Origin of the sequence: Pelosinus sp. IPA-1 (assembly GCF_030269905.1) — a bacterium.
GTDB lineage: Bacteria > Bacillota > Negativicutes > DSM-13327 > DSM-13327 > Pelosinus.
This window is the reverse complement of record NZ_BSVC01000004.1, coordinates 559,797-578,849: the sequence shown is the minus strand read 5'-3', so window position 1 is coordinate 578,849 and position 19,053 is coordinate 559,797. Positions and strand designations below refer to the sequence as shown.

At 37.2% G+C, this 19,053-nt stretch carries 21 protein-coding genes and 1 pseudogene; all 22 read left to right on the top strand.

Annotated elements, in window-relative coordinates; genetic code table 11:
* The first annotated feature begins 19 nt into the window (after positions 1 to 19).
* The gene (gene fliJ, locus QSJ81_RS12695) at positions 20 to 463 is read left to right on the top strand and encodes a flagellar export protein FliJ (RefSeq protein ID WP_285717739.1); all 444 of its coding nucleotides are present in this window, start codon (positions 20 to 22) and stop codon (positions 461 to 463) included.
* Positions 464 to 472: 9 nt separating this feature from the next.
* Entirely contained in the window at positions 473 to 988 is a 516-nt protein-coding gene (locus QSJ81_RS12690; protein WP_285717738.1) for a lytic transglycosylase domain-containing protein, read from the top strand.
* Between the two features lie 59 nt (positions 989 to 1,047).
* On the top strand, positions 1,048 to 1,665 hold the full coding sequence (locus QSJ81_RS12685) for a MotE family protein (RefSeq protein ID WP_285717737.1): 618 nt from the start codon (positions 1,048 to 1,050) through the stop codon (positions 1,663 to 1,665).
* Positions 1,666 to 1,707: 42 nt separating this feature from the next.
* Positions 1,708 to 3,096, top strand: coding sequence for a flagellar hook-length control protein FliK (locus QSJ81_RS12680; RefSeq protein ID WP_285717736.1), 1,389 nt, complete (start codon positions 1,708 to 1,710; stop codon positions 3,094 to 3,096).
* Positions 3,097 to 3,113: 17 nt separating this feature from the next.
* Positions 3,114 to 3,758 carry a flagellar hook capping FlgD N-terminal domain-containing protein gene (locus tag QSJ81_RS12675; protein ID WP_285717735.1) on the top strand — a complete coding sequence of 215 codons (645 nt, stop codon included), beginning with the start codon at positions 3,114 to 3,116 and terminating at the stop codon, positions 3,756 to 3,758.
* Between the two features lie 24 nt (positions 3,759 to 3,782).
* Positions 3,783 to 4,181, top strand: coding sequence for a TIGR02530 family flagellar biosynthesis protein (locus QSJ81_RS12670; RefSeq protein WP_285717734.1), 399 nt, complete (start codon positions 3,783 to 3,785; stop codon positions 4,179 to 4,181).
* A 78-nt stretch (positions 4,182 to 4,259) separates the two neighbouring features.
* On the top strand, positions 4,260 to 6,212 hold the full coding sequence (locus QSJ81_RS12665; RefSeq protein ID WP_285717733.1) for a flagellar hook-basal body complex protein: 1,953 nt from the start codon (positions 4,260 to 4,262) through the stop codon (positions 6,210 to 6,212).
* Between the two features lie 59 nt (positions 6,213 to 6,271).
* A complete protein-coding gene (locus QSJ81_RS12660; protein ID WP_285717732.1) occupies positions 6,272 to 6,466 on the top strand; it encodes a flagellar FlbD family protein in 195 nt (64 codons plus the stop codon).
* Positions 6,467 to 6,654: 188 nt separating this feature from the next.
* Entirely contained in the window at positions 6,655 to 7,128 is a 474-nt protein-coding gene (locus tag QSJ81_RS12655; protein ID WP_038675172.1) for a flagellar basal body-associated FliL family protein, read from the top strand.
* A 60-nt stretch (positions 7,129 to 7,188) separates the two neighbouring features.
* A complete protein-coding gene (fliM, locus tag QSJ81_RS12650; RefSeq protein ID WP_285717730.1) occupies positions 7,189 to 8,193 on the top strand; it encodes a flagellar motor switch protein FliM in 1,005 nt (334 codons plus the stop codon).
* On the top strand, positions 8,186 to 9,292 hold the full coding sequence (fliY, locus tag QSJ81_RS12645) for a flagellar motor switch phosphatase FliY (protein ID WP_285717729.1): 1,107 nt from the start codon (positions 8,186 to 8,188) through the stop codon (positions 9,290 to 9,292). Before fliM ends, fliY begins: the two co-directional genes overlap by 8 nt.
* 62 nt (positions 9,293 to 9,354) lie before the next feature.
* Entirely contained in the window at positions 9,355 to 9,717 is a 363-nt protein-coding gene (locus tag QSJ81_RS12640; RefSeq protein WP_285717728.1) for a response regulator, read from the top strand.
* A 2-nt stretch (positions 9,718 to 9,719) separates the two neighbouring features.
* Complete coding sequence (fliO, locus tag QSJ81_RS12635; protein WP_285717727.1) at positions 9,720 to 10,286, top strand: flagellar biosynthetic protein FliO; 567 nt, start codon at positions 9,720 to 9,722, stop codon at positions 10,284 to 10,286.
* 23 nt (positions 10,287 to 10,309) lie between these two features.
* A complete protein-coding gene (gene fliP / locus QSJ81_RS12630; RefSeq protein ID WP_502929654.1) occupies positions 10,310 to 11,056 on the top strand; it encodes a flagellar type III secretion system pore protein FliP in 747 nt (248 codons plus the stop codon).
* 11 nt (positions 11,057 to 11,067) lie between these two features.
* Positions 11,068 to 11,337, top strand: coding sequence for a flagellar biosynthesis protein FliQ (gene fliQ / locus QSJ81_RS12625; RefSeq protein ID WP_285717725.1), 270 nt, complete (start codon positions 11,068 to 11,070; stop codon positions 11,335 to 11,337).
* Between the two features lie 17 nt (positions 11,338 to 11,354).
* On the top strand, positions 11,355 to 12,134 hold the full coding sequence (fliR, locus tag QSJ81_RS12620; RefSeq protein WP_285717724.1) for a flagellar biosynthetic protein FliR: 780 nt from the start codon (positions 11,355 to 11,357) through the stop codon (positions 12,132 to 12,134).
* Positions 12,088 to 13,235: pseudogene (gene flhB / locus QSJ81_RS12615) on the top strand (flagellar biosynthesis protein FlhB). Before fliR ends, flhB begins: the two are co-directional and overlap by 47 nt.
* 18 nt (positions 13,236 to 13,253) lie before the next feature.
* Positions 13,254 to 15,326 carry a flagellar biosynthesis protein FlhA gene (gene flhA, locus QSJ81_RS12610; RefSeq protein WP_285717723.1) on the top strand — a complete coding sequence of 691 codons (2,073 nt, stop codon included), beginning with the start codon at positions 13,254 to 13,256 and terminating at the stop codon, positions 15,324 to 15,326.
* Positions 15,327 to 16,421 carry a flagellar biosynthesis GTPase FlhF gene (gene flhF / locus QSJ81_RS12605; protein WP_285717722.1) on the top strand — a complete coding sequence of 365 codons (1,095 nt, stop codon included), beginning with the start codon at positions 15,327 to 15,329 and terminating at the stop codon, positions 16,419 to 16,421.
* 1 nt (position 16,422) lies between these two features.
* Entirely contained in the window at positions 16,423 to 17,310 is an 888-nt protein-coding gene (locus QSJ81_RS12600) for a MinD/ParA family protein (RefSeq protein ID WP_285717721.1), read from the top strand.
* 33 nt (positions 17,311 to 17,343) lie between these two features.
* On the top strand, positions 17,344 to 17,997 hold the full coding sequence (locus tag QSJ81_RS12595; protein ID WP_285717720.1) for a flagellar brake protein: 654 nt from the start codon (positions 17,344 to 17,346) through the stop codon (positions 17,995 to 17,997).
* Between the two features lie 11 nt (positions 17,998 to 18,008).
* A complete protein-coding gene (locus tag QSJ81_RS12590; RefSeq protein WP_285717774.1) occupies positions 18,009 to 19,049 on the top strand; it encodes a protein-glutamate methylesterase/protein-glutamine glutaminase in 1,041 nt (346 codons plus the stop codon).
* The last annotated feature ends 4 nt before the right edge of the window (positions 19,050 to 19,053 follow it).

The window sequence follows — 19,053 nt, the reverse complement described above, 5'->3', positions numbered from 1 at the left end:
CTTTAAGGTGTGAAACTAAATGCAATCTTTTACATTCCGTTTAGAAACTTTACTTAAATTTAGAAAAATGCAAAAGGAACAAGTACAAATTGCATTTTGGCAGGCTACAAATCAATTCCAATTAGAAAAACAGAAATTGGTAGAATTAGAAAGTAAGTTATCACAAAATATAGATCAATTGCGAAACTACCAGCAAGATGCACTAACGATTGAAACATTAAGGGCATACCAGTATTATTTTGAAAAGATTAAATATGAAATTACGAAGCAAAAGGAACGTGTACTAGCCTTCGATGAAAAACGAAGAGAATGTTTACGTAACCTAGAAGAAGCGGTAAAAAATCATAAGCTTGTAGAAAAATTTCGTGAAAAAAAGTTGCAGCATTATCGGGATGAAATGATAAGGGAAGAACAAAAAATGTTAGATGAGATCGGTCTGCAACTTTATGTACGAGAAAGCTAAGGTGATTGTATGGATGGTATAAATAGAGTATTACAACGTATAGATGCCATAGAGCAAAGGTTTAATTATTCTCCAGCTCCTGCAATGAATTTTTCTAAGGTGTTAGCTGGGGTAGAAAAGAGTAATGCCACAGGGGAAAAGACCTTTGCATCAGATGATATTGGAAAAATGATCCAATTTACAGCTAAAAAGTATGGAGTAGACCCTAAACTTGCTATGGCAGTTGCAAAAGTAGAGTCTAATTTGTCTCCCGATGTTGTTTCCTCGGCTGGCGCAGTGGGGGTTATGCAACTTATGCCTGAGACAGCGCAAGGATTAGGCGTTCAAAATAGTAAAGATCCACGTGAGAATATTGATGGTGGCGTACGTTATTTGAAACAACTAATTTCCACCTTTGATGGCGATGTCCCGAAAGCGGTTGCTGCCTACAATGCTGGGCCTCAGGCGGTAAAAAATTATAATGGTATTCCTCCGTATTCGGAAACAAAGGCATATGTAGCCAAAGTAATGGAACTGTCTAAATGAAAATAGGTTCTGTAGGCTTGTATTATAGATAGTGCAGTCTTCAAAGGTAGGTGGAAAATATGGCAGAAAAAGTGAAGATTGATAATAAAATAAAAAAAATGGATAGTAAGCCTGAAAAACCTAAAAAAAGAGCGGGTCTGATTTTTAAAGTGCTACTTAGTGGGGTTATTTTGCTAATCGTTGCTGGTGTTGGTTTCGGGTTGGGAATTTACTTAAAGATATTTGATCTAGAAGGATTAACAAAAAGCTTGAAACTAAATGAATATCCAGTAATTGGTCAGTATTTTCCGCAACCCAAGACTAATTTTGAACCTGTTGATTTAGAACAAGAAAATTCTGACTTAACGCTAACACCTGCTAGCCCTCAAAATGTGCCACCAACGGTGATGCCGGACGTCCCTATGGTGAAAGGAAAAGTAGACGACACTGAGTTACAAAAACAAGCTAAAATAAAGCAACAAGAAGAAGCAAAACGTATTTCTAAGTTAGCTAGGTTGTATGGTGGCATGAAGCCTGATGAAGCAGTAGTTATCTTAAATAAACTAGATGATAATACTGTATTAGACATTTTGAGTAAAATGGAAGATGAACAAGTTTCGAAAATTATGGCACTACTTGATCCTAGTAGGGCAGCAAATTTAACACAAGCCATGCTTAGAGGCAAAAACATAAATTAGCCTTTAAACATAAAGAAAGATAAGTGAAAGGAGGTGAAAAAAATGGCTACAATGGTAAACGTGATTCCTGTAGAAACGAAACCAAAGGTTGTGCCACAGGGGGCTACTACAAAAGATAGCACCAAAAGTGATCAATCAACAACGGGTTTTGCCAAAGTGTTAAACAATCAGACTGATAAAAATGGCAAAGATGACAACACAAATACTAAGGATGATGCAAAGGCAAAAGACAACACTGCAACCCAATTAATGGCGGCAATGATGGGGATGGCTGTGCCAGCTATTGCTACTACAGTGACGTCAAATCCAAATTCTAATCAAAGTAGTGATAAACTTGCCAATGATTTGGGTGCAGATGACACTAAAGGTCAATTGTCTGAAGTAGCGGGTAATGGTTTAGTCACTGGCATGAACACTTCTCCCAGTCAATTAGCAGCATTATTAGCAAAAATGACGGACACAAATGCATCTGTAGACAGTAATAAAGTTGGCGAGCTAACACAAGCACAATTACAGGGAATATTACAAGTTAAGCAACTGCTTGGGCAGGCACAAACTGCAGATGTTTCTGCGAACAAAGTAGATTTGACTGCCAATAAGACATTACTAGGAACAATAGCTTCTTTTGCTGCTGTAGACAATAGTAACGGAGTAGTAAAAAGTAATAGTGCAGCGCAAGTTGATAGCAAAAAAACAGCTCTAGATCGAGTAACTACAGGAACAACTACGACGGAAGATCTTGCAGAATTGGTTGGTACTGCTGATGTAAAACATGTGACAGCTCCTCAATCAGTAGTAAATGTTGTTGATGCAATAACAAGTGATAGCAAAGAAAATACAATATTGACAGGTGGTAAAGCGCAGTTAAGTGCAGAAAATGCTTTAGTAGACGAAACAGTAAAAGATACAGATACTTTTGCTAGCTTGCTGAATCAGCAGGTAGTAAAAAATGAAAATCAAGTTGTTGTTTCAGATGCAAAGCAAGTACCGCAACAACCAGTAAAGGATCCGTATAATATTGCATCACAAATTGTTGAACAAGCACGTGTAGTTACTGGGCAGAAAAACACGGAAATGATCATCCAACTAAAACCTGAGCATTTGGGAGAATTAACTTTAAAAGTGACAGTTGATAGCGGTGTTGTTAGCGCAAGTTTCCATTCCAATAATAGTGAAGTTCGCAGTATTATTGAGGCATCACTACCTCAGTTAAAGCAAGATCTGTCCAATCAAGGCTTGAAGATTGAAAATGTAGGTGTGTATGCAGGTTTAGGCGATTTTTTCTCTAATGGACAACAGCGTGAAAACCAACAACAACCTAGCGTGAAAGTACATAACAAGAAAATAGAAGAAGATTTTCTTGAAGCAATCGATTCAACTGGTGTAACGGAATCGACTTCTGACGGTTCAGGCGTAGATTATCGTATATAAAAGGAGGAGAATACGTTATGAGTGTTACTGTTACTACAAGTGCTACTGGCACAACTACAGTTTCCACTGAGCAAAAGACTTCATCAGGTTTAGGTAAAGATGATTTTCTAAAGCTATTGATTACACAAATGCAATATCAAGATCCAACGAAACCGATGGATAATACGGAATTTGTTGCACAACTAGCCCAGTTCTCTAGTTTGGAACAAATGAATAATTTAAATACTTCCATGAATGGTGTACAGGCTAGTGGTATGATTGGCGATAGTATAAAATGGACATCGGATGATGGAAGTAAAACATATACTGGAGCTGTAAGTGGGGTTAGTCTGTCTAACGGGAAAGCTAGTTTGGTGACGCAAGTCGATGCAGCAAGTTATCCGGAATTTACTCCAACGGCAGCAGCTGATTTTGTCGGTAAACAAGTTAGTTGGACTGATAGTAGCAAAGTATCACATACGGGTATAATTTTTACAGCACCAGTTTTGAGTGCTGATGGCAAAAGCTTTACCGCTACGGCAGTAACTTTTGATAAAGATGGGAATGTAGTAAAAGATGCAAGTGGGAATGTAGTACAAAATACTTTTAGTTCCACACAAGTTAAGAGTCTTATTGTTAATACAACAGTGGATATGGGTAAAGTTACTACTGTTACAAAATAGTAGCTTTAGCAGGAGGTTAGAAAGATGACAGATAATAGTATTTACCGCTTGCAACAACCCCTGATTCCTGTAAATAATCTTGCTAGTAATTTGAGTAGTAATGCAAATGGTCAAATTAAGAACAATGCTACACCTTTTAATCAGATTTTAACTAAAGAGATGGCGGGTGTAACCTTTTCACAGCATGCTTTAGAACGGCTACAAAGCAGAAATATTAAATTGGGACAAGCTGAATTAGGTAAATTAAATGACGCAGTGGAAAAAGCTGCACAAAAAGGAGCTAAAGAGTCACTGGTATTTATGAGTAATAATAATCTGGCTTTAGTGGTAAGCGTAAAAAATAAAACAGTAATTACTGCTATGGACGGTACAAATACCCGTGATAATGTATTTACTAATATTGATAGTGCGGTAATTGTATAAGGCTGGACCTTTAAAGGAAGCCTTTGACTGTTGAATGATTGATACAGTCCTAATAAAAAAAAGTGAGGTCGATTTATTATGATGCGTTCCTTATACGCTGCTATTTCCGGCTTGCGTAATCATCAAACCAAAATGGATGTTATCGGCAATAACATTGCTAACGTAAATACAGTTGGTTTTAAATCTGGTAGTGTTACCTTTCAGGATATGTTAAGCCAAACGCTATCAGGTGCTTCTAGTGGTTCAGGAAATACAGGTGGTACTAATGCCATGCAGGTTGGTCTTGGTGTAAGTGTAGCTTCGATTAATACGAATTTTAGTGATGGCAGTACCCAATCAACAGGTGTACAAACTGATCTAGCCATTACAGGACAGGGCTTTTTTGTTGTCGGTGATGCCCTAAATCAACAGTATACTCGCTCTGGTAATTTTACTTTTGATGCATTAGGTAATTTCGTAAATGGCAATGGTGTTAAGGTTCTGGGGTGGCAAGGCAATAGTTCCGGTGTGGTTGATACAACTGGTCCTATAGGAGGGATAACGGTTCCTGTTGGTTCTAGCATGCCTGCCAAAGTGTCAAGTACCCTTTCGGTGGTAGGAAACTTATCAGCAAGTGCGAATCCGTATGGAACAGCAGCTCAACGAATCGCTGCAGCCAATACACTAGCTACCGCAAATACAAATAAGACGGCTGCAGATGCCGCTGCTTTAGCTGCAACTAATCAAAGTAATACTGATGCTGCAGCAAGTACTGCAGCCGCAGCAGCAAGCAGTGCAGCAACCCAAGCAAAGGTAGACGCAACTAATGTAAGCTCACTCATTGGCATTGCCCAAACCGCTGCAAACGCATTATCTGGAGCGGGGCTAACGGCGGCAAACGCAGCAGCAGCCCAAACAGCTGCGAATAATGCAGTTACAGCGGCAACCGCTGCAGTGTTGTCCGCAACAGCAGCAGTAACAAATGCAACAGCAGCAACATTAGCATCTGCAACATTAGCAAAGAACGATGCAATAGCAGCAAAGAACGATGCATTAGCATTACAAGCAGCCGCAAACGCATTGTCTGGAGCGGGATTAACTGCGGCAAATGCAACAGCAGCCCAAAGTGCAGCAACAACAGCAGTATTATCTTCAGGAACAGCAGCAACAGACGCAGGAACAGCAGCAACAACGGCATCCACTGCAGCATCAAATGCAGCGGCAACGGCTGCAAATTCAGCTGCATTATCAGCAACGGCAAATGTAACAGCAAAGGCGGCAGCTGACGCTGTAACAGCAGCTACAGATGCAGTTAAAGCAGCAAATGACAAATCTTCGGATCAACCGGCTTCGCTGAATGTATATGATACCCAAGGGAATGCATACAAGTTAAGTGGGACATTTGAGAAGACTGGAGCTAACGTATGGACCTTTACGCCGGCAGCTACAGTAACAAATGGAAATGGTGCAGTTGTAGCAAATGTTACTACTTCAGCACCAATAACTCTTGCTTTTGATGCGTTGGGCAAGTTACAAACAAACCCAGCTGCAACCATTACAATTAATCCTGCAGGTGGTCCATATAGTGGCGCGGGTGCGTTTACGATAACACCTGACTTCTCTACTATGACTCAATATGGTACTGATACAACCGCTAAGATGGATAGCTCAGACGGATATACAGCAGGTACATTAACTGCTGGAGGCGGTATCACGATTGCTAGTGATGGTACGATTGTAGGTACTTTTACTAATGGTAAAAAAATGAACTTAGGACAAGTTGCTATGGCTACCTTTAATAACCCAGGTGGCTTGCTTAAATCCGGTGATAGTCTATATACCTCATCAAGTAACTCAGGTCAAGCCCAGGTTGGTAAGGCTGGTACTGGTGGCCGTGGTACTTTAACTCCTGGTAGTTTAGAAATGTCCAATGTGGATTTAGCACAACAATTTAGTGATATGATTGTTACCCAACGTGGATTCCAAGCTAATTCTAAAATCATTACTACAGATGATTCTATGTTGGAAGAACTTGTAAACCTTAAACGTTAATAGTATAGGGGGATAATATCCCCCTTATCTAATCAACATTAATCTTTGGAGGATATAATATGATAAAAGTGGCGCGTCTTAAATCACAAGAAGAGTTTGTCTTAAATGCTGAATTAATCGAAACGATTGAAGAGACCCCTGATACGGTCATTACTCTTACTGGTGGTAGGAAAATAATCGTAGAAGAATCAATGGATGAGGTAGTGCGCAAAGTTATGGATTACCGGCGAGCTATTTTTGGTAAATTTCGATAAAAAAATAAATTTATTGAGATGAGTCTTAAAAAAAGAAAATTATATGATAAATAGAAAATCCTTGTTATCTTATCATTTGAATAAAGTATTATGTAAGATGCCTTATTTTTCCGAGATCCTAAAGATAAGACATTATTAAAATGGCGATTTACAGTGTAGTACGTTTAGATGAAATTGGAGGTGTAGCAGTGGCTGATGGTGAAAAGAAGTTTTCTATGATGATGATTGTAGGAATGATTGTAGTTGGTTTATTGTTAGCGGGAGGGATTTCCTATTTTATTGCTACTAAAATTGTCTCAGACAGAACGGTAGATAAGAAATCTTCTCAACGAGATCCAGGGGTTTTTGTTAAATTAGGTGATGCAAAAGATGGATTAATTATTAATATTGGCGGAGCAAATAGTGGACGTTATCTAAAAATTGGGCTTATTGTAGAATTAAAGCCTGATAAAAAGAGTGCAGCGGCTACAGGAAAAGGTACTTCTCCTGAGGAAGTAAAGTTGGCTGATACAGCAGTATATGTGTTACGATCGCAAAAAATTGAAGATTTTGATCCTTTAAAGCAAGAACAATTAAAAGAACTTCTAAAAAATGAAATTAATAAAGCGTTTGGTGACGATAGAGTCTACGATGTATATATTACTAATTTTGTTTTACAGTAGATTTAAAAATTATGTCATATTATAATAAGTAATAGATTAGATGGGAAAGGAGGGGGAATATTGGCAGGATCAGATGTATTATCACAATCTGAAATCGATGATCTATTGTCTGCCTTATCTACGGGTGTAGTGTCTGCTGAAGAAATTAAGGATGAGCAAAAGCAACGAAAAATTAAAGCTTATGATTTTAAAAGACCTGATAAATTTTCTAAAGATCAAATTCGTACACTGTATATGTTGCATGAAAATTTTGCTCGACTTATGAATACTTACCTTTCTGCACATCTTCGGACAATTGTACATATTGATGTAGCTTCTGTTGATCAGTTGACCTATGAAGAGTTTATTCGTTCATTGCCAAATCCAAGTGTGATTGGTGTGTTCCAAATGCGTCCTCTTAAAGGAAATGCAATTTTAGAATTTAATCCTAATGTCATCTTCTCTATTATTGATCGACTATTTGGCGGGCCTGGCTTACCACCAACAAAAACTCGCTCTTTAACGGACATCGAAGAAGCTATTGTTAAAAGGGTTATTAATAAAACCTTAGAATGTTTTCAAGAAGCTTGGAAGCAGGTTGTCGCAATAGAACCAAAATTAGAAATAATGGAGTCAAACCCTCAGTTTACTCAGATTGTACCGCCTAATGATATGGTTGTTATTATTACTTTACATATTAAAATTGGTCAAGCTGAAGGATTAGTTAATATTTGCATTCCTTATTTAGTTCTTGAACCAATTATGTCTAAATTAACAACGACTTATTGGGTTGCGTCTTCGGTAGCAAAACAGGCATTGCCGGAGCATATTAATGCTATACAACGTAAACTAGAGAAAGCTTTTATCCCTCTATTTGTTGAGTTAGGTAAAACTACAATAACCGTACAGGAACTACTAGGTTTAACGGTGAATGACGTTCTACAGTTAAATAGCAAAGTTGAAGAGGATTTAGATGTTATGGTCGGTCAAAATAAAAAATTCAGAGGTAAACCAGGGATTTCTGGGCACAAAGTTGCATTACAAGTTACAAAAGTGATTTCTGAAGGAGATGAAAATAATGAGTGAAGGCTTTCTTTCCCAAGATGAGATTGATGCTTTGCTGAAGGGCAGCGAGGCGACTTCATCCTCTCCAGCCCCTGACTTATCGGATATAGAAAAAGATGCTCTTGGTGAAATTGGTAATATTTCTATGGGCAGTGCAGCAACGACATTATCAGTGCTGCTTGGTCGACGAGTATCAATTACTACACCACGTGTATCTGTATCTAATCTAGAAGATATAAAGGGTCAGTATCCTCTTCCTTATTTAGTTATTGAAGTTGGATATACGCATGGTATTCTCGGAACGAATGTGCTAGCGATAAGAGAACAGGATGCTTTAATTATTGCAGATTTGATGATGGGGGGGGATGGAACAAATCCACCAACTGAATTGAATGAGCTATATATGAGTGCCGTGAGCGAAGCTATGAACCAGATGATGGGAGGGGTTGCTACCTCCATGTCAACTATGTTCCGTAAAAAAATAGATATTTCGCCACCTAGTGTTAACCTAATCGATTTTGCTGTTGCTTCTAGTATTACAAATGCTGTTGGGACAAATGATGATATTGTTCGTGTTGCTTTCCGTATGGAAGTAGAAGATTTAATTGATAGTGAAATTATGCAAATCTTACCGATTGATGTTGCTAAGGAAATGGTTGATAGCTTAATAAATGCTGTAGAACCAGTAAATGCACCACCTGCTGCTCAAGCGCCTAAAGTAGCAGCTTCATCACCACAAACACAAGCGCCGAAAGTCCAGCAGCAAGTTGCTATGCCAGTACAACAACAATCTGCTCAGCATGTGAATGTGCAACCAGTGCAGTTCGCACCGTTGATGCCAGGAACTATGCCTGCTACTGATACAAATATTGATCTTATAATGGATGTCCCGTTACAGGTCACTGTGGAGTTAGGGCGAACCCGTAAGTTGATTCGAGATATTTTAGAGTTGGCACCAGGTTCAGTTGTTGAACTAGATAAATTAGCTGGAGAACCCGTAGATATATTAGTAAATGGAAAATTGATAGCCAAAGGTGAAGTTGTAGTTATTGATGAGAATTTTGGTGTTCGAATTACTGACATTATTAGTCCACTAGAACGTACCTATAATTTGCAGTAAGACTATTTTTTTATTAATGATTGATTAATATAAGTTATAAGTAATTAGGGGGAGATATAGAAATGGCAACGAGAGTATTAATTGTTGACGATGCTGCGTTTATGCGCATGATGGTAAAGGATATTTTAAGTAAAAATGGATACGAAATAGTTGGTGAGGCGGAAAATGGTTTGAAGGCACTTGAAAAATTTCAAGAACTAAAACCTGATCTTACTACGATGGATATTACTATGCCCGAAATGGATGGTATTACTGCCGTAAAAGAAATTAAAAAACTTGATCCTAGTGCCAAAGTCATCATGTGCAGTGCAATGGGGCAACAAGCAATGGTAGTTGAAGCCATTCAAGCTGGTGCTCGTGACTTTATTGTAAAACCTTTTCAACCTGATAGAGTGCTGGAAGCTGTTCGTAAAGCAGTTGGTTAATAATGAATAATAAGAATTACCTAGGAATGTTTATAGTAATATTGTTAATACTCTTCTCCGGAGTATTAACAATTGACCCAGTTTATGCTGCAGAAGTTGGTGGTGAATATTTGCAATATCAAGAACCAAAGCCCACTGCCTCTGTATCTTGGTTTTCTACCATTTCCTATATTTTTTCTCTATTACTGACTTTTGCACTTGTTATTGGACTTGCTTATTTTGCCTCCCGTTTTTTAGGAAAAAAGTTGGGAGGTTTATCGGCAATTGGTAGCAATAAAATAGTGGGTACTTTGTCTTTAGGGGCTAATCGAGCAGTATACATCGTTGAAATTGCAGGTAAGTTTTTGATATTAGGAGTTACAGATCAAAATATTAGTGTTTTGCAAGAAATAACAGATGTTGAGGAAATCAAAAAGTTAAAAGTAGAACAGCTTTCTGTGCCTAAAGAACAGTTTGAGGGGGTTTTTCAAAGGCAACTCGCTTCTCTACAACGACTTTCCCAAACATTTCCTAGTACTTTTGGCGCATTTACGCAAAATGAACAAAAACAGGAAAGCGAGAAGAGGTAAGGTAAGTGTCTAAATATCGAAACATATTTTTTAGTGTGATTGCTTTCACCGTCTTATTGGTTACTCCATCATTAGCCAGTTCTGCTCCATTAGTTCCAATTCCAAATCTAAATATTGGGGTGGAGGCTGCTACCGAACCTAAGGATGTAGCACTTAGTTTGCAGATTTTACTTACCATGACCGTGTTAACTTTAGCGCCATCAATTTTAATAATGATGACATCTTTTACAAGGATTATTGTCGTATTATCTTTTTTGCGTAGTGCTCTTGCTACACAGCAGATGCCACCAAATCAGGTTTTGGTAGGTTTGGCTTTATTCTTAACTTTCTTTACAATGTCGCCTTATCTGGATCAGGCTAATCAAAATGGCCTTCAACCTTATTTAGCAGGTACGGTTTCTCAGGAGACGGCTATGACAGAAGTATTAAAGCCGATGCGTCAGTTTATGTTTAAACAGACGCGAGAAAATGACTTGGCCTTATTTGTTAATTTGACAGAAGGTCCCCGTCCCAATTCCCCAGAGGATGTACCAACTACAACGTTGATACCCTCTTTTATTATTAGTGAACTGAAAACTGCTTTTCAAATCGGTTTTTTAATTTACATTCCCTTCATTGTCGTGGATATGGTGGTGGCAAGTACTTTAATGTCAATGGGTATGATGATGGTACCACCCGTAATGATTTCACTACCTTTTAAATTATTGTTATTTATATTAGTGGATGGTTGGCACTTGATTGTTCTCTCGTTGATTCATAGTTTCCACTAAAGGAGGGTTTTATGTCAGGCGATATGGCAGTTCAAATTAGTCGTGATGCTTTGTCAATGGTGATACTTATTGCAGCACCTATGTTAGGACTTGGCTTATTAGTCGGTGTTATGGTTAGTGTTTTTCAAGCTACGACGCAGATCCAAGAACAAACACTAGCTTTTATTCCTAAAATAATTGCCATCTTTGTTGCAATATTGGTATTTGGTCCATGGATGTTAAGCTTGATGGTTGATTATACACGTGAAATTTTCACTAATTTACCAAATATGGTCCGTTGATGTAAGGAGTAATTTTTGTGGATTTTTTTGCGTTAATGCAAAATCAGGTGGCCTTCTTCCTACTAATATTTGTTCGTATTACTGGTATATTTATGATGACGCCTATCTTTGGTAGTAAGAACATTAATAAGTATATTAAAGTAGGCCTAGCGCTCATAATTACATATATACTATTTCCGCTGGCTTATCAAAGTGGGGTCGTAATACCAGAACATTTTCTTCCATATCTTTTTCTTGTTATGGGAGAGCTTGTTATTGGTTTGATTATAGGGTTTGTTAGTTCTCTAGTCTTTTCCTCCGTTCAAATGGCAGGTCAATTACTTGATATGCAGATAGGTTTTGGTGTTATTAATATAATTGATCCACAGTCAGGTACTCAGGTTCCGTTGATTGGTAACTTTAAATATATCTTAGCATTGCTAGTTTTTTTAGCTACAAATGGTCATCATGTTTTGTTATCTGCGTTGTTTTCTAGCTTTAAATTAGTTCCTGTAACTGGGTTTACAGTTCAGGCAGCACTATCAGACTTTATTATTAACATGGTTAGTGGAACTTTTGTTATTGCACTAAAGATTAGTATGCCAATTCTTATCACGATAATAATAACAGATATAGCTCTAGGAATATTGGCTCGTACAATGCCACAAATGAATATTTTTGTTGTGGGTGTGCCGGGAAAAATTCTTATTGGTCTTTTTGTATTATCTTTAGCATTGCCTTTTTATATAATTTTTTTGGAGATGGCGTTTAATGGAATGTATAAAGATATCTTCCGACTCTTGGCACTCTTGGGATAAAGTGAGCTTATGTCACTCCTATAATAAATTAGATTTTGACTTACAGTTATTTGCCGGGGAAAAAACAGAAGAGGGGACTGCAAAACGTAAGGGAGAAGCCAGGGACAAGGGACAAGTTGCTAAAAGCACGGAAGTGAATTCCGTATTTGTTATTCTAGCAGCTTTCTTTACACTCAAAGTCATTGGTTCTTATATTTACGATGAATTAATTGGTTATATGCAATTAATTTTTTCTAATTTAGTTTTACCAGACATTACAATAAATTCTCTACAGGAGATTTTTTCGGTTTTGGTGTTGTGTTTTTAAAAACAGCCTTACCAATGATGTGCGTTATTTTGTTAATATCTTTGATAATTAATTTTCTTCAGGTTGGCTTTATCTTTTCATTGGAACCTCTTATGCCTAGTTTTAGTAAAATAAATCCGATTGCAGGGTTTGGACGGTTATTTTCTAAACGATCCATAGTGGAACTGGCAAAATCAATATTGAAAATAGTTATTATTGGTTATTTTATTTACCGCTTTATGATAAAACAGACACAACAAATTCCTGCTTTGGTTGGGGCAGAACTAATCGATTCGTTACATTTAGCGGTATCACTAATTTTAGACTTGGTTTTTCAGATTAGTGCTGTAATGATGGTGTTAGCCGCATTTGATTATTTTTATCAGTGGTGGGAACATAAACAAAGCTTAAAAATGAGTAAAGATGATATTAAGCAAGAATTTAAACAAATGGAAGGTGACCCACAAATAAAGGGCAAAATCAAACAGCGTCAGAGAGCCATGTCTATGCAACGTATGATGCAAGAAGTCCCAAAGGCTGATGTGATTGTGACAAACCCAACTCACTTTGCTGTTGCCTTAAAATATGATAAAGAGATGTTGGCCCCCGTTATCGTAGCAAAGGGGCAGGATCTAATAGCGCAAAAAATTAAGGAAATTGCCAAAGAAAATAGTGTTGTTATTGTTGAAAATAAAATATTAGCTCGTGCCTTATATGCTGCTGTTGAGATTAATCAACCAGTACCACCAGAATTATACCAGGCCGTAGCAGAAGTATTAGCATATGTTTATAAATTGAAAAAACGTTTTTCTTAATTAGAAGGAGCGAAAAAAGTGGCTACACAAACAGCGCCGGTTTCAAGTTTTTCTAAAATAACAAAATATAGTGATATTGTAGTTGGTCTTGCAATTATTATGATTGTTGTCATGATGATAATTCCATTGCCATCTGTTTTATTGGATTTATTGTTAACATTAAATATTACTCTAGCTCTTATTATTATAATGATAGCTGTTTATAATGTTGAGCCATTGCAGTTTTCAATCTTTCCTTCCTTATTGTTAATTACCACCTTATTTCGGTTAGCACTAAACGTGTCGTCAACGCGACTTATCTTACTTGATGGTTATGCAGGCGAAGTCATTATGGCATTCGGTAACTTTGTAGTTGGTGGTAATGCTATCATTGGTTTTATCATGTTTGTTATTTTGATTATTATACAGTTTATGGTTATTACCAAAGGTTCTGAGCGTGTCGCGGAAGTTGCTGCTAGGTTTACTTTGGATGCTATGCCGGGTAAACAAATGAGTATTGATGCTGATTTGAACTCTGGCGCGATTACAGATGCTGAAGCACGTCATCGTCGCGTTAAGATTCAACGAGAAGCTGATTTTTATGGAGCGATGGACGGAGCGAGTAAGTTTGTAAAAGGGGATGCAATAGCTGCAATTATTATTATTGTTATCAATATTGTTGGTGGTTTTATAATTGGCATGGTCCAGCGAAACTTAGGTATAGTACAGGCATTACAAAGCTACACTTTATTGACTGTTGGGGAAGGCTTAGTTAATCAAATACCAGCATTGTTAATCTCTACGGCAACCGGTATCGTGGTGACGAGAGCTGCATCTGATTCGAATCTGGGTCATGATCTTGTGGCACAAATTTTTACAACACCACGAGTATTTTTTATTGTATCTGGCGTATTGGCAATGTTATCTTTTGTTCCTGGCTTGCCAATTATCCCTTTTTTATCTCTTGCTCTCATTGCTTTTGCAATTGGCTTTGTGTTAAGAAGAAGTATGCAACATGAAGCACAATCGGAGATAAATAGCTTAGAAGAAAAGGAAAATCAAGAGGTACGTAACCCAGAAAATATCGTATCGTTATTACAAATTGATACGATGGAACTTGAAATTGGTTATAGTCTTATACCTATGGTAGATGTTTCTCAAGGCGGGGATTTGCTTGACCGTGTAGTTATGATCCGTCGTCAATGTGCTTTAGAATTAGGGTTGATTGTTCCTACTATTCGAATTCGGGATAATATTCAATTAAAACCTAATATATATGTAATAAAATTAAAAGGGATAGAGATTGCTAAGGGCGAATTATTACTTGATCATTACTTAGCTATGAACTCAGGCACTGTGTTTGAGGAAGTTAGCGGTATTGAAACGGTAGAACCTGCTTTTGGCTTGCCTGCATTATGGATTCAAGAGGCAAATCGAGAACAGGCGGAACTAGCAGGGTATACTGTGGTAGATCCTGTATCGGTATTAGCGACTCATCTTACAGAAGTTGTTAAGAGTCATGCCTTTGAAATTTTGGGACGTCAAGAAGTTCAAACCTTAGTTGAATCTGTGAAGCAAAATAATGCAACTGTAGTAGAAGAATTAACACCGAACTTGTTGTCAATTGGTGATATTCAAAAGGTATTAGCTAAATTATTACGTGAGCGGATCTCTATACGAGATATGGTGACAATTTTTGAAACCCTAGCTGACTATGCTCAGCTAACTAAAGATACAGATATTTTAACGGAATATGTTCGTCATGCATTAGCTAGACAAATTTCAAGGCAATATGCCCAAAATAACATTTTAACTTGTTTAACCGTTGATCCACAGTTGGAAAACTTGATTGCAGGCGCAGTACAACGCAATGAAAATGGTTCTTATGTAGCTCTTGAACCAACCGTCCTTCAAACAATCATATCTTGCTTGTCTAAAGAGTTACCTAGAATTACAAATATTGGTTATCAACCAATTATTCTTACAAGTCCTGCTGTTAGAACGTATTTCTATAAATTAGTAGAGCGCAGCATACCTAATTTAATTGTTTTATCTTATGCAGAACTGGAATCCAATGTTGAAGTGCAATCGTTAGGGATGGTGAAAATATAATTGAAAGTTAGAGTATTTACTGCTGATACTATACAGGAGGCTATGGCGCAAGTTAAGGGGGTTTTAGGCCGTGATGCGATTATATTACATACAAGAAAAATTCGTAGAGGTGGAATTTTTGGTTACTTTTTAAAAGAAAAAGTAGAAGTCACGGCAGCGATTGAAACACCAGTCGCTACGCCAGTGTCAGCACCTTCAATACAAAAACAAATAATAGAGCCTAGTGGTAAAGAAACATCTAAGGATGTTGCAGTACAATTTGAGCTTGCTAGCATGCGTAATTTGTTAGAAAAGGTACTACATAAAATTCCCAAGGATGGCAAAAGCTCTCCAGCACTTGAGCTATTAATCAATAATGATATTGATGTTCAGGTTGCCGAAAAAATATTACAGGATTTACCGGTTGATTCATCTAAATTTGATACTGCAAGTTTTGAACTTCGTAAGATGATAATTGCACAAATTCAAACTTATTTAGAATCTGCTTCTGGGATTGAAATCCCTAAGGATGGCAGGAAAATTGTTGCGTTTATTGGACCAACTGGGGTTGGTAAAACGACAACGATTGCAAAATTGGCAGCCAAATTTGCAATTCAAGACGGATATCAAGTTGCTCTGGTGACAGCAGATACCTATCGTATTTCTGCCGTTGAACAATTAAAGACTTACTCTGATATTATGGGGATGCCAATTCATATCGTATATGATGGGGAAGAATTAAAAAAGGTCTTGAACTCTAATAAGGATAAGCAACTAATATTAATTGATACAGCTGGTAGAAGTCCTCATAATAGTGATCAGATAGAAGAATTGCAGAGCCTTTTGCAAATAGATGAAACGATTGAAAAGTATTTAGTATTGAGTGCTACTACAAAGTACAAAGATGCTTTAGATATTGTGAAAAAGTTTTCTGTCTGCTCACCAGATAAAGTTATTTTTACTAAAATTGATGAGACTCGAAATATCGGTACAATAATAAATCTTTTGCATCAGTTTCCATTATCTTTATCTTATGTTACTAATGGCCAAAATGTGCCTGATGATATAGAATTAGTCGATTTTACTAAATTAACACCATTGATTTTGAGGGATTAGAATGTGGGATCAAGCGGAAAAATTGCGAAAGATGGTACAAAGTGTTCCTCTTAAACCTAGTAGTTCTGTGATTAAGGCAAATCATACTAATACCCGCGTAATTACTGTTACAAGTGGTAAGGGTGGTGTTGGTAAAACTAATTTCACAGTGAATTTAGCATTAGCGTTAGCTAAATTAGGTCAGAGAGTTGTAATTTTAGATGCTGACCTAGGCATGGGTAATGTAGATGTTATATTAGGTTGCTCAACCCCTTATAATCTATTGCATTTATTAGAAGGCGGATTTTCTTTAATTGATATTATAGCGGACGGTCCCCTTGGCATAAAATTCTTGTCAGGTGGTTCTGGAATTTATAATTTAGCCAACTTAAATGACTCGCAGCTAAACCGAATTGTCAATCAGATTACTTTATTAGATGATATAGCGGATATTATTTTGATTGATACAGGAGCAGGCATAAATAAGAGTGTAATGAATTTTGTGGTAGCTGCTGATGAGGTTATTATAATTACAACACCAGAACCAACTGCAATTACGGATGCCTATGCTATGATGAAAACTTATGCTAATCATTCTAGTGATGCTGTGTTGAAACTGGTCATTAATCGTGTGTTGGAGCCAAATGAGGGTAACATTACTGCAGATAAATTAATAAAGGTTTCTCTAAAGTTTCTAGGATTATCAATCAATAGTCTGGGTTTTGTCTGTGAAGATCTTAATTTAGTTAGGGCTGTAAAAAAGCAAACGCCTTTATTATTGGCATTTCCTAATTCTTCATCAGCACGTTGTATAGAAGAAATTGCTAATCGTCTGTTATATGGAACTACTATAAAAAAAACAGATGGAATTAAAGGATTTTTTAATAAATTAGTAGGACTAATGCGATAAAAACATTCCAGTAAGGAGGAAAAGGGGATTAGCTTGGAAAATATTTTAAAGATAAATCAACGTTTAGAAATTATGTTGTCGAAAAATGTCAACTCTCCCAAGTTTACAAGTCGTGTTGAAGAAATAACCTCTAATCAAGTGATGATTGCCATGCCAATGCAGAAGGGACATCCTATTTTGCTTGAGGCTGGAAGAGGATTTTATGGAAAACTATTTGATGAAACTGGAGTTTATGTTTTTAAAAGTAAATTTTTAACTAAGAGAATGAGCCCTTTGCCGGTATGGATTATTACTCCTCCTTATGATATAGAAAAAACGCAGCAACGTTCTTTTGTTCGTTTTGATGTTGCACAGCCACTTTTAATTGAGTATGCATTGGAGAATGATCAGGAGAATTTGATTTCTCTTAATGTCGTTACTAAGGATCTTAGCGGTGGTGGACTGCAGGCTGTATGTGAGAAAGAAATTAAAATTGGAACGAAAGTAAATTTGATAATCACTTTACCTGAACAAAATGAAATTCAGGTTGAAGGTGAAGTGATTAGAATCCATAAGCCTCAAATTGATCGGCCATTATTTTGGACGAGTATAAAATTTATTGGTGCTCGCGATGGTGTAAGAGATAAAATTAGTCGATTTATATTTAAGAAGCAGTTGGAGCTGCGTCAAAAGGGTTATAACTTATAGGAGGTAGGATGATGATACGAATATTAATTGTTGACGATTCTGCTTTCATGAGAAAATTATTATCAGACCTATTTTCTAATGAACCCGATTTTTTAGTAGTCGATACAGCGCGTAATGGTCAAGATGCTGTAGATAAAGTGAAACACTTTAAGCCAGACGTAGTAACTATGGATGTTGAAATGCCAATTATGAATGGAATACAAGCATTAGAAATTATTATGCGGGAAAAACCAACTCCAATCGTTATGCTCAGTAGCTTAACTAGTGCTGGGGCAGATGCAACGTTAGCTGCCTTAGAATTAGGGGCAGTGGATTTTGTTGCAAAAACTGCTGGAGCTATTTCCAGCATTGCGGGCATTGGAACTGAAATATTGTCTAAATGCCGAGCTGCGAGCAAAGCCAATATGCCTCAGTTAAGTAAAAATAAGGTAAATCTACCATCTATGACTAATCTTGCTTTATCACCTGTGGTATCAAAGAATGAACAAATTTTAACGATTGGCACATCCACGGGTGGGCCGCGAGCGTTACAAGAAGTTATTACTAGGTTACCTGGTAATCTGCCTTGTGGGGTTGTGATCGTACAACATATGCCACCAGGCTTTACGAAATCTCTATCTGAGCGTTTAAATTCTTTATCCGCTTTGACAGTTAAAGAGGCTGAGCATAATGATGTGATACGTCCAGGAATGGTTTTCATTGCTCCTGGTAATTACCACATGACAGTCGAGCGAGAAGGAAATAACAAAGTAGTAAAATTGAATCAAGATCCTCCGATTGGAGGGCACCGGCCAGCAGTAGATCCAATGATGGAATCAGTGGCAAAGATTTATGGAGGACGAACTGTAGGTGTCATACTTACCGGAATGGGTCATGATGGGGCGAAGGGTATACAAGCGATAAAACAGCAACAGGGATATACTATAGCCGAAGATCAATCTACAGCAGTTGTTTTTGGTATGCCAAAGTCCGCTATTGAATTAGGTGTAGTTGATAAAGTTGTACCTCTTTCATCGATTGCTGCAGAAATTATTAAATCTCTTGTCAAATAAATAT

Bases quoted from the DNA above. Each gene is read 5' to 3' on its own strand.
- fliJ (WP_285717739.1), top strand. From the start codon at position 20: ATGCAATCTTTTACATTCCGTTTAGAAACTTTACTTAAATTTAGAAAA.
- QSJ81_RS12690 (WP_285717738.1), top strand. From the start codon at position 473: ATGGATGGTATAAATAGAGTATTACAACGTATAGATGCCATAGAGCAA.
- QSJ81_RS12685 (WP_285717737.1), top strand. From the start codon at position 1,048: ATGGCAGAAAAAGTGAAGATTGATAATAAAATAAAAAAAATGGATAGT.
- QSJ81_RS12680 (WP_285717736.1), top strand. From the start codon at position 1,708: ATGGCTACAATGGTAAACGTGATTCCTGTAGAAACGAAACCAAAGGTT.
- QSJ81_RS12675 (WP_285717735.1), top strand. From the start codon at position 3,114: ATGAGTGTTACTGTTACTACAAGTGCTACTGGCACAACTACAGTTTCC.
- QSJ81_RS12670 (WP_285717734.1), top strand. From the start codon at position 3,783: ATGACAGATAATAGTATTTACCGCTTGCAACAACCCCTGATTCCTGTA.
- QSJ81_RS12665 (WP_285717733.1), top strand. From the start codon at position 4,260: ATGATGCGTTCCTTATACGCTGCTATTTCCGGCTTGCGTAATCATCAA.
- QSJ81_RS12660 (WP_285717732.1), top strand. From the start codon at position 6,272: ATGATAAAAGTGGCGCGTCTTAAATCACAAGAAGAGTTTGTCTTAAAT.
- fliY (WP_285717729.1), top strand. From the start codon at position 8,186: ATGAGTGAAGGCTTTCTTTCCCAAGATGAGATTGATGCTTTGCTGAAG.
- QSJ81_RS12640 (WP_285717728.1), top strand. From the start codon at position 9,355: ATGGCAACGAGAGTATTAATTGTTGACGATGCTGCGTTTATGCGCATG.
- fliO (WP_285717727.1), top strand. From the start codon at position 9,720: ATGAATAATAAGAATTACCTAGGAATGTTTATAGTAATATTGTTAATA.
- fliQ (WP_285717725.1), top strand. From the start codon at position 11,068: ATGTCAGGCGATATGGCAGTTCAAATTAGTCGTGATGCTTTGTCAATG.
- QSJ81_RS12600 (WP_285717721.1), top strand. From the start codon at position 16,423: ATGTGGGATCAAGCGGAAAAATTGCGAAAGATGGTACAAAGTGTTCCT.
- QSJ81_RS12590 (WP_285717774.1), top strand. From the start codon at position 18,009: ATGATACGAATATTAATTGTTGACGATTCTGCTTTCATGAGAAAATTA.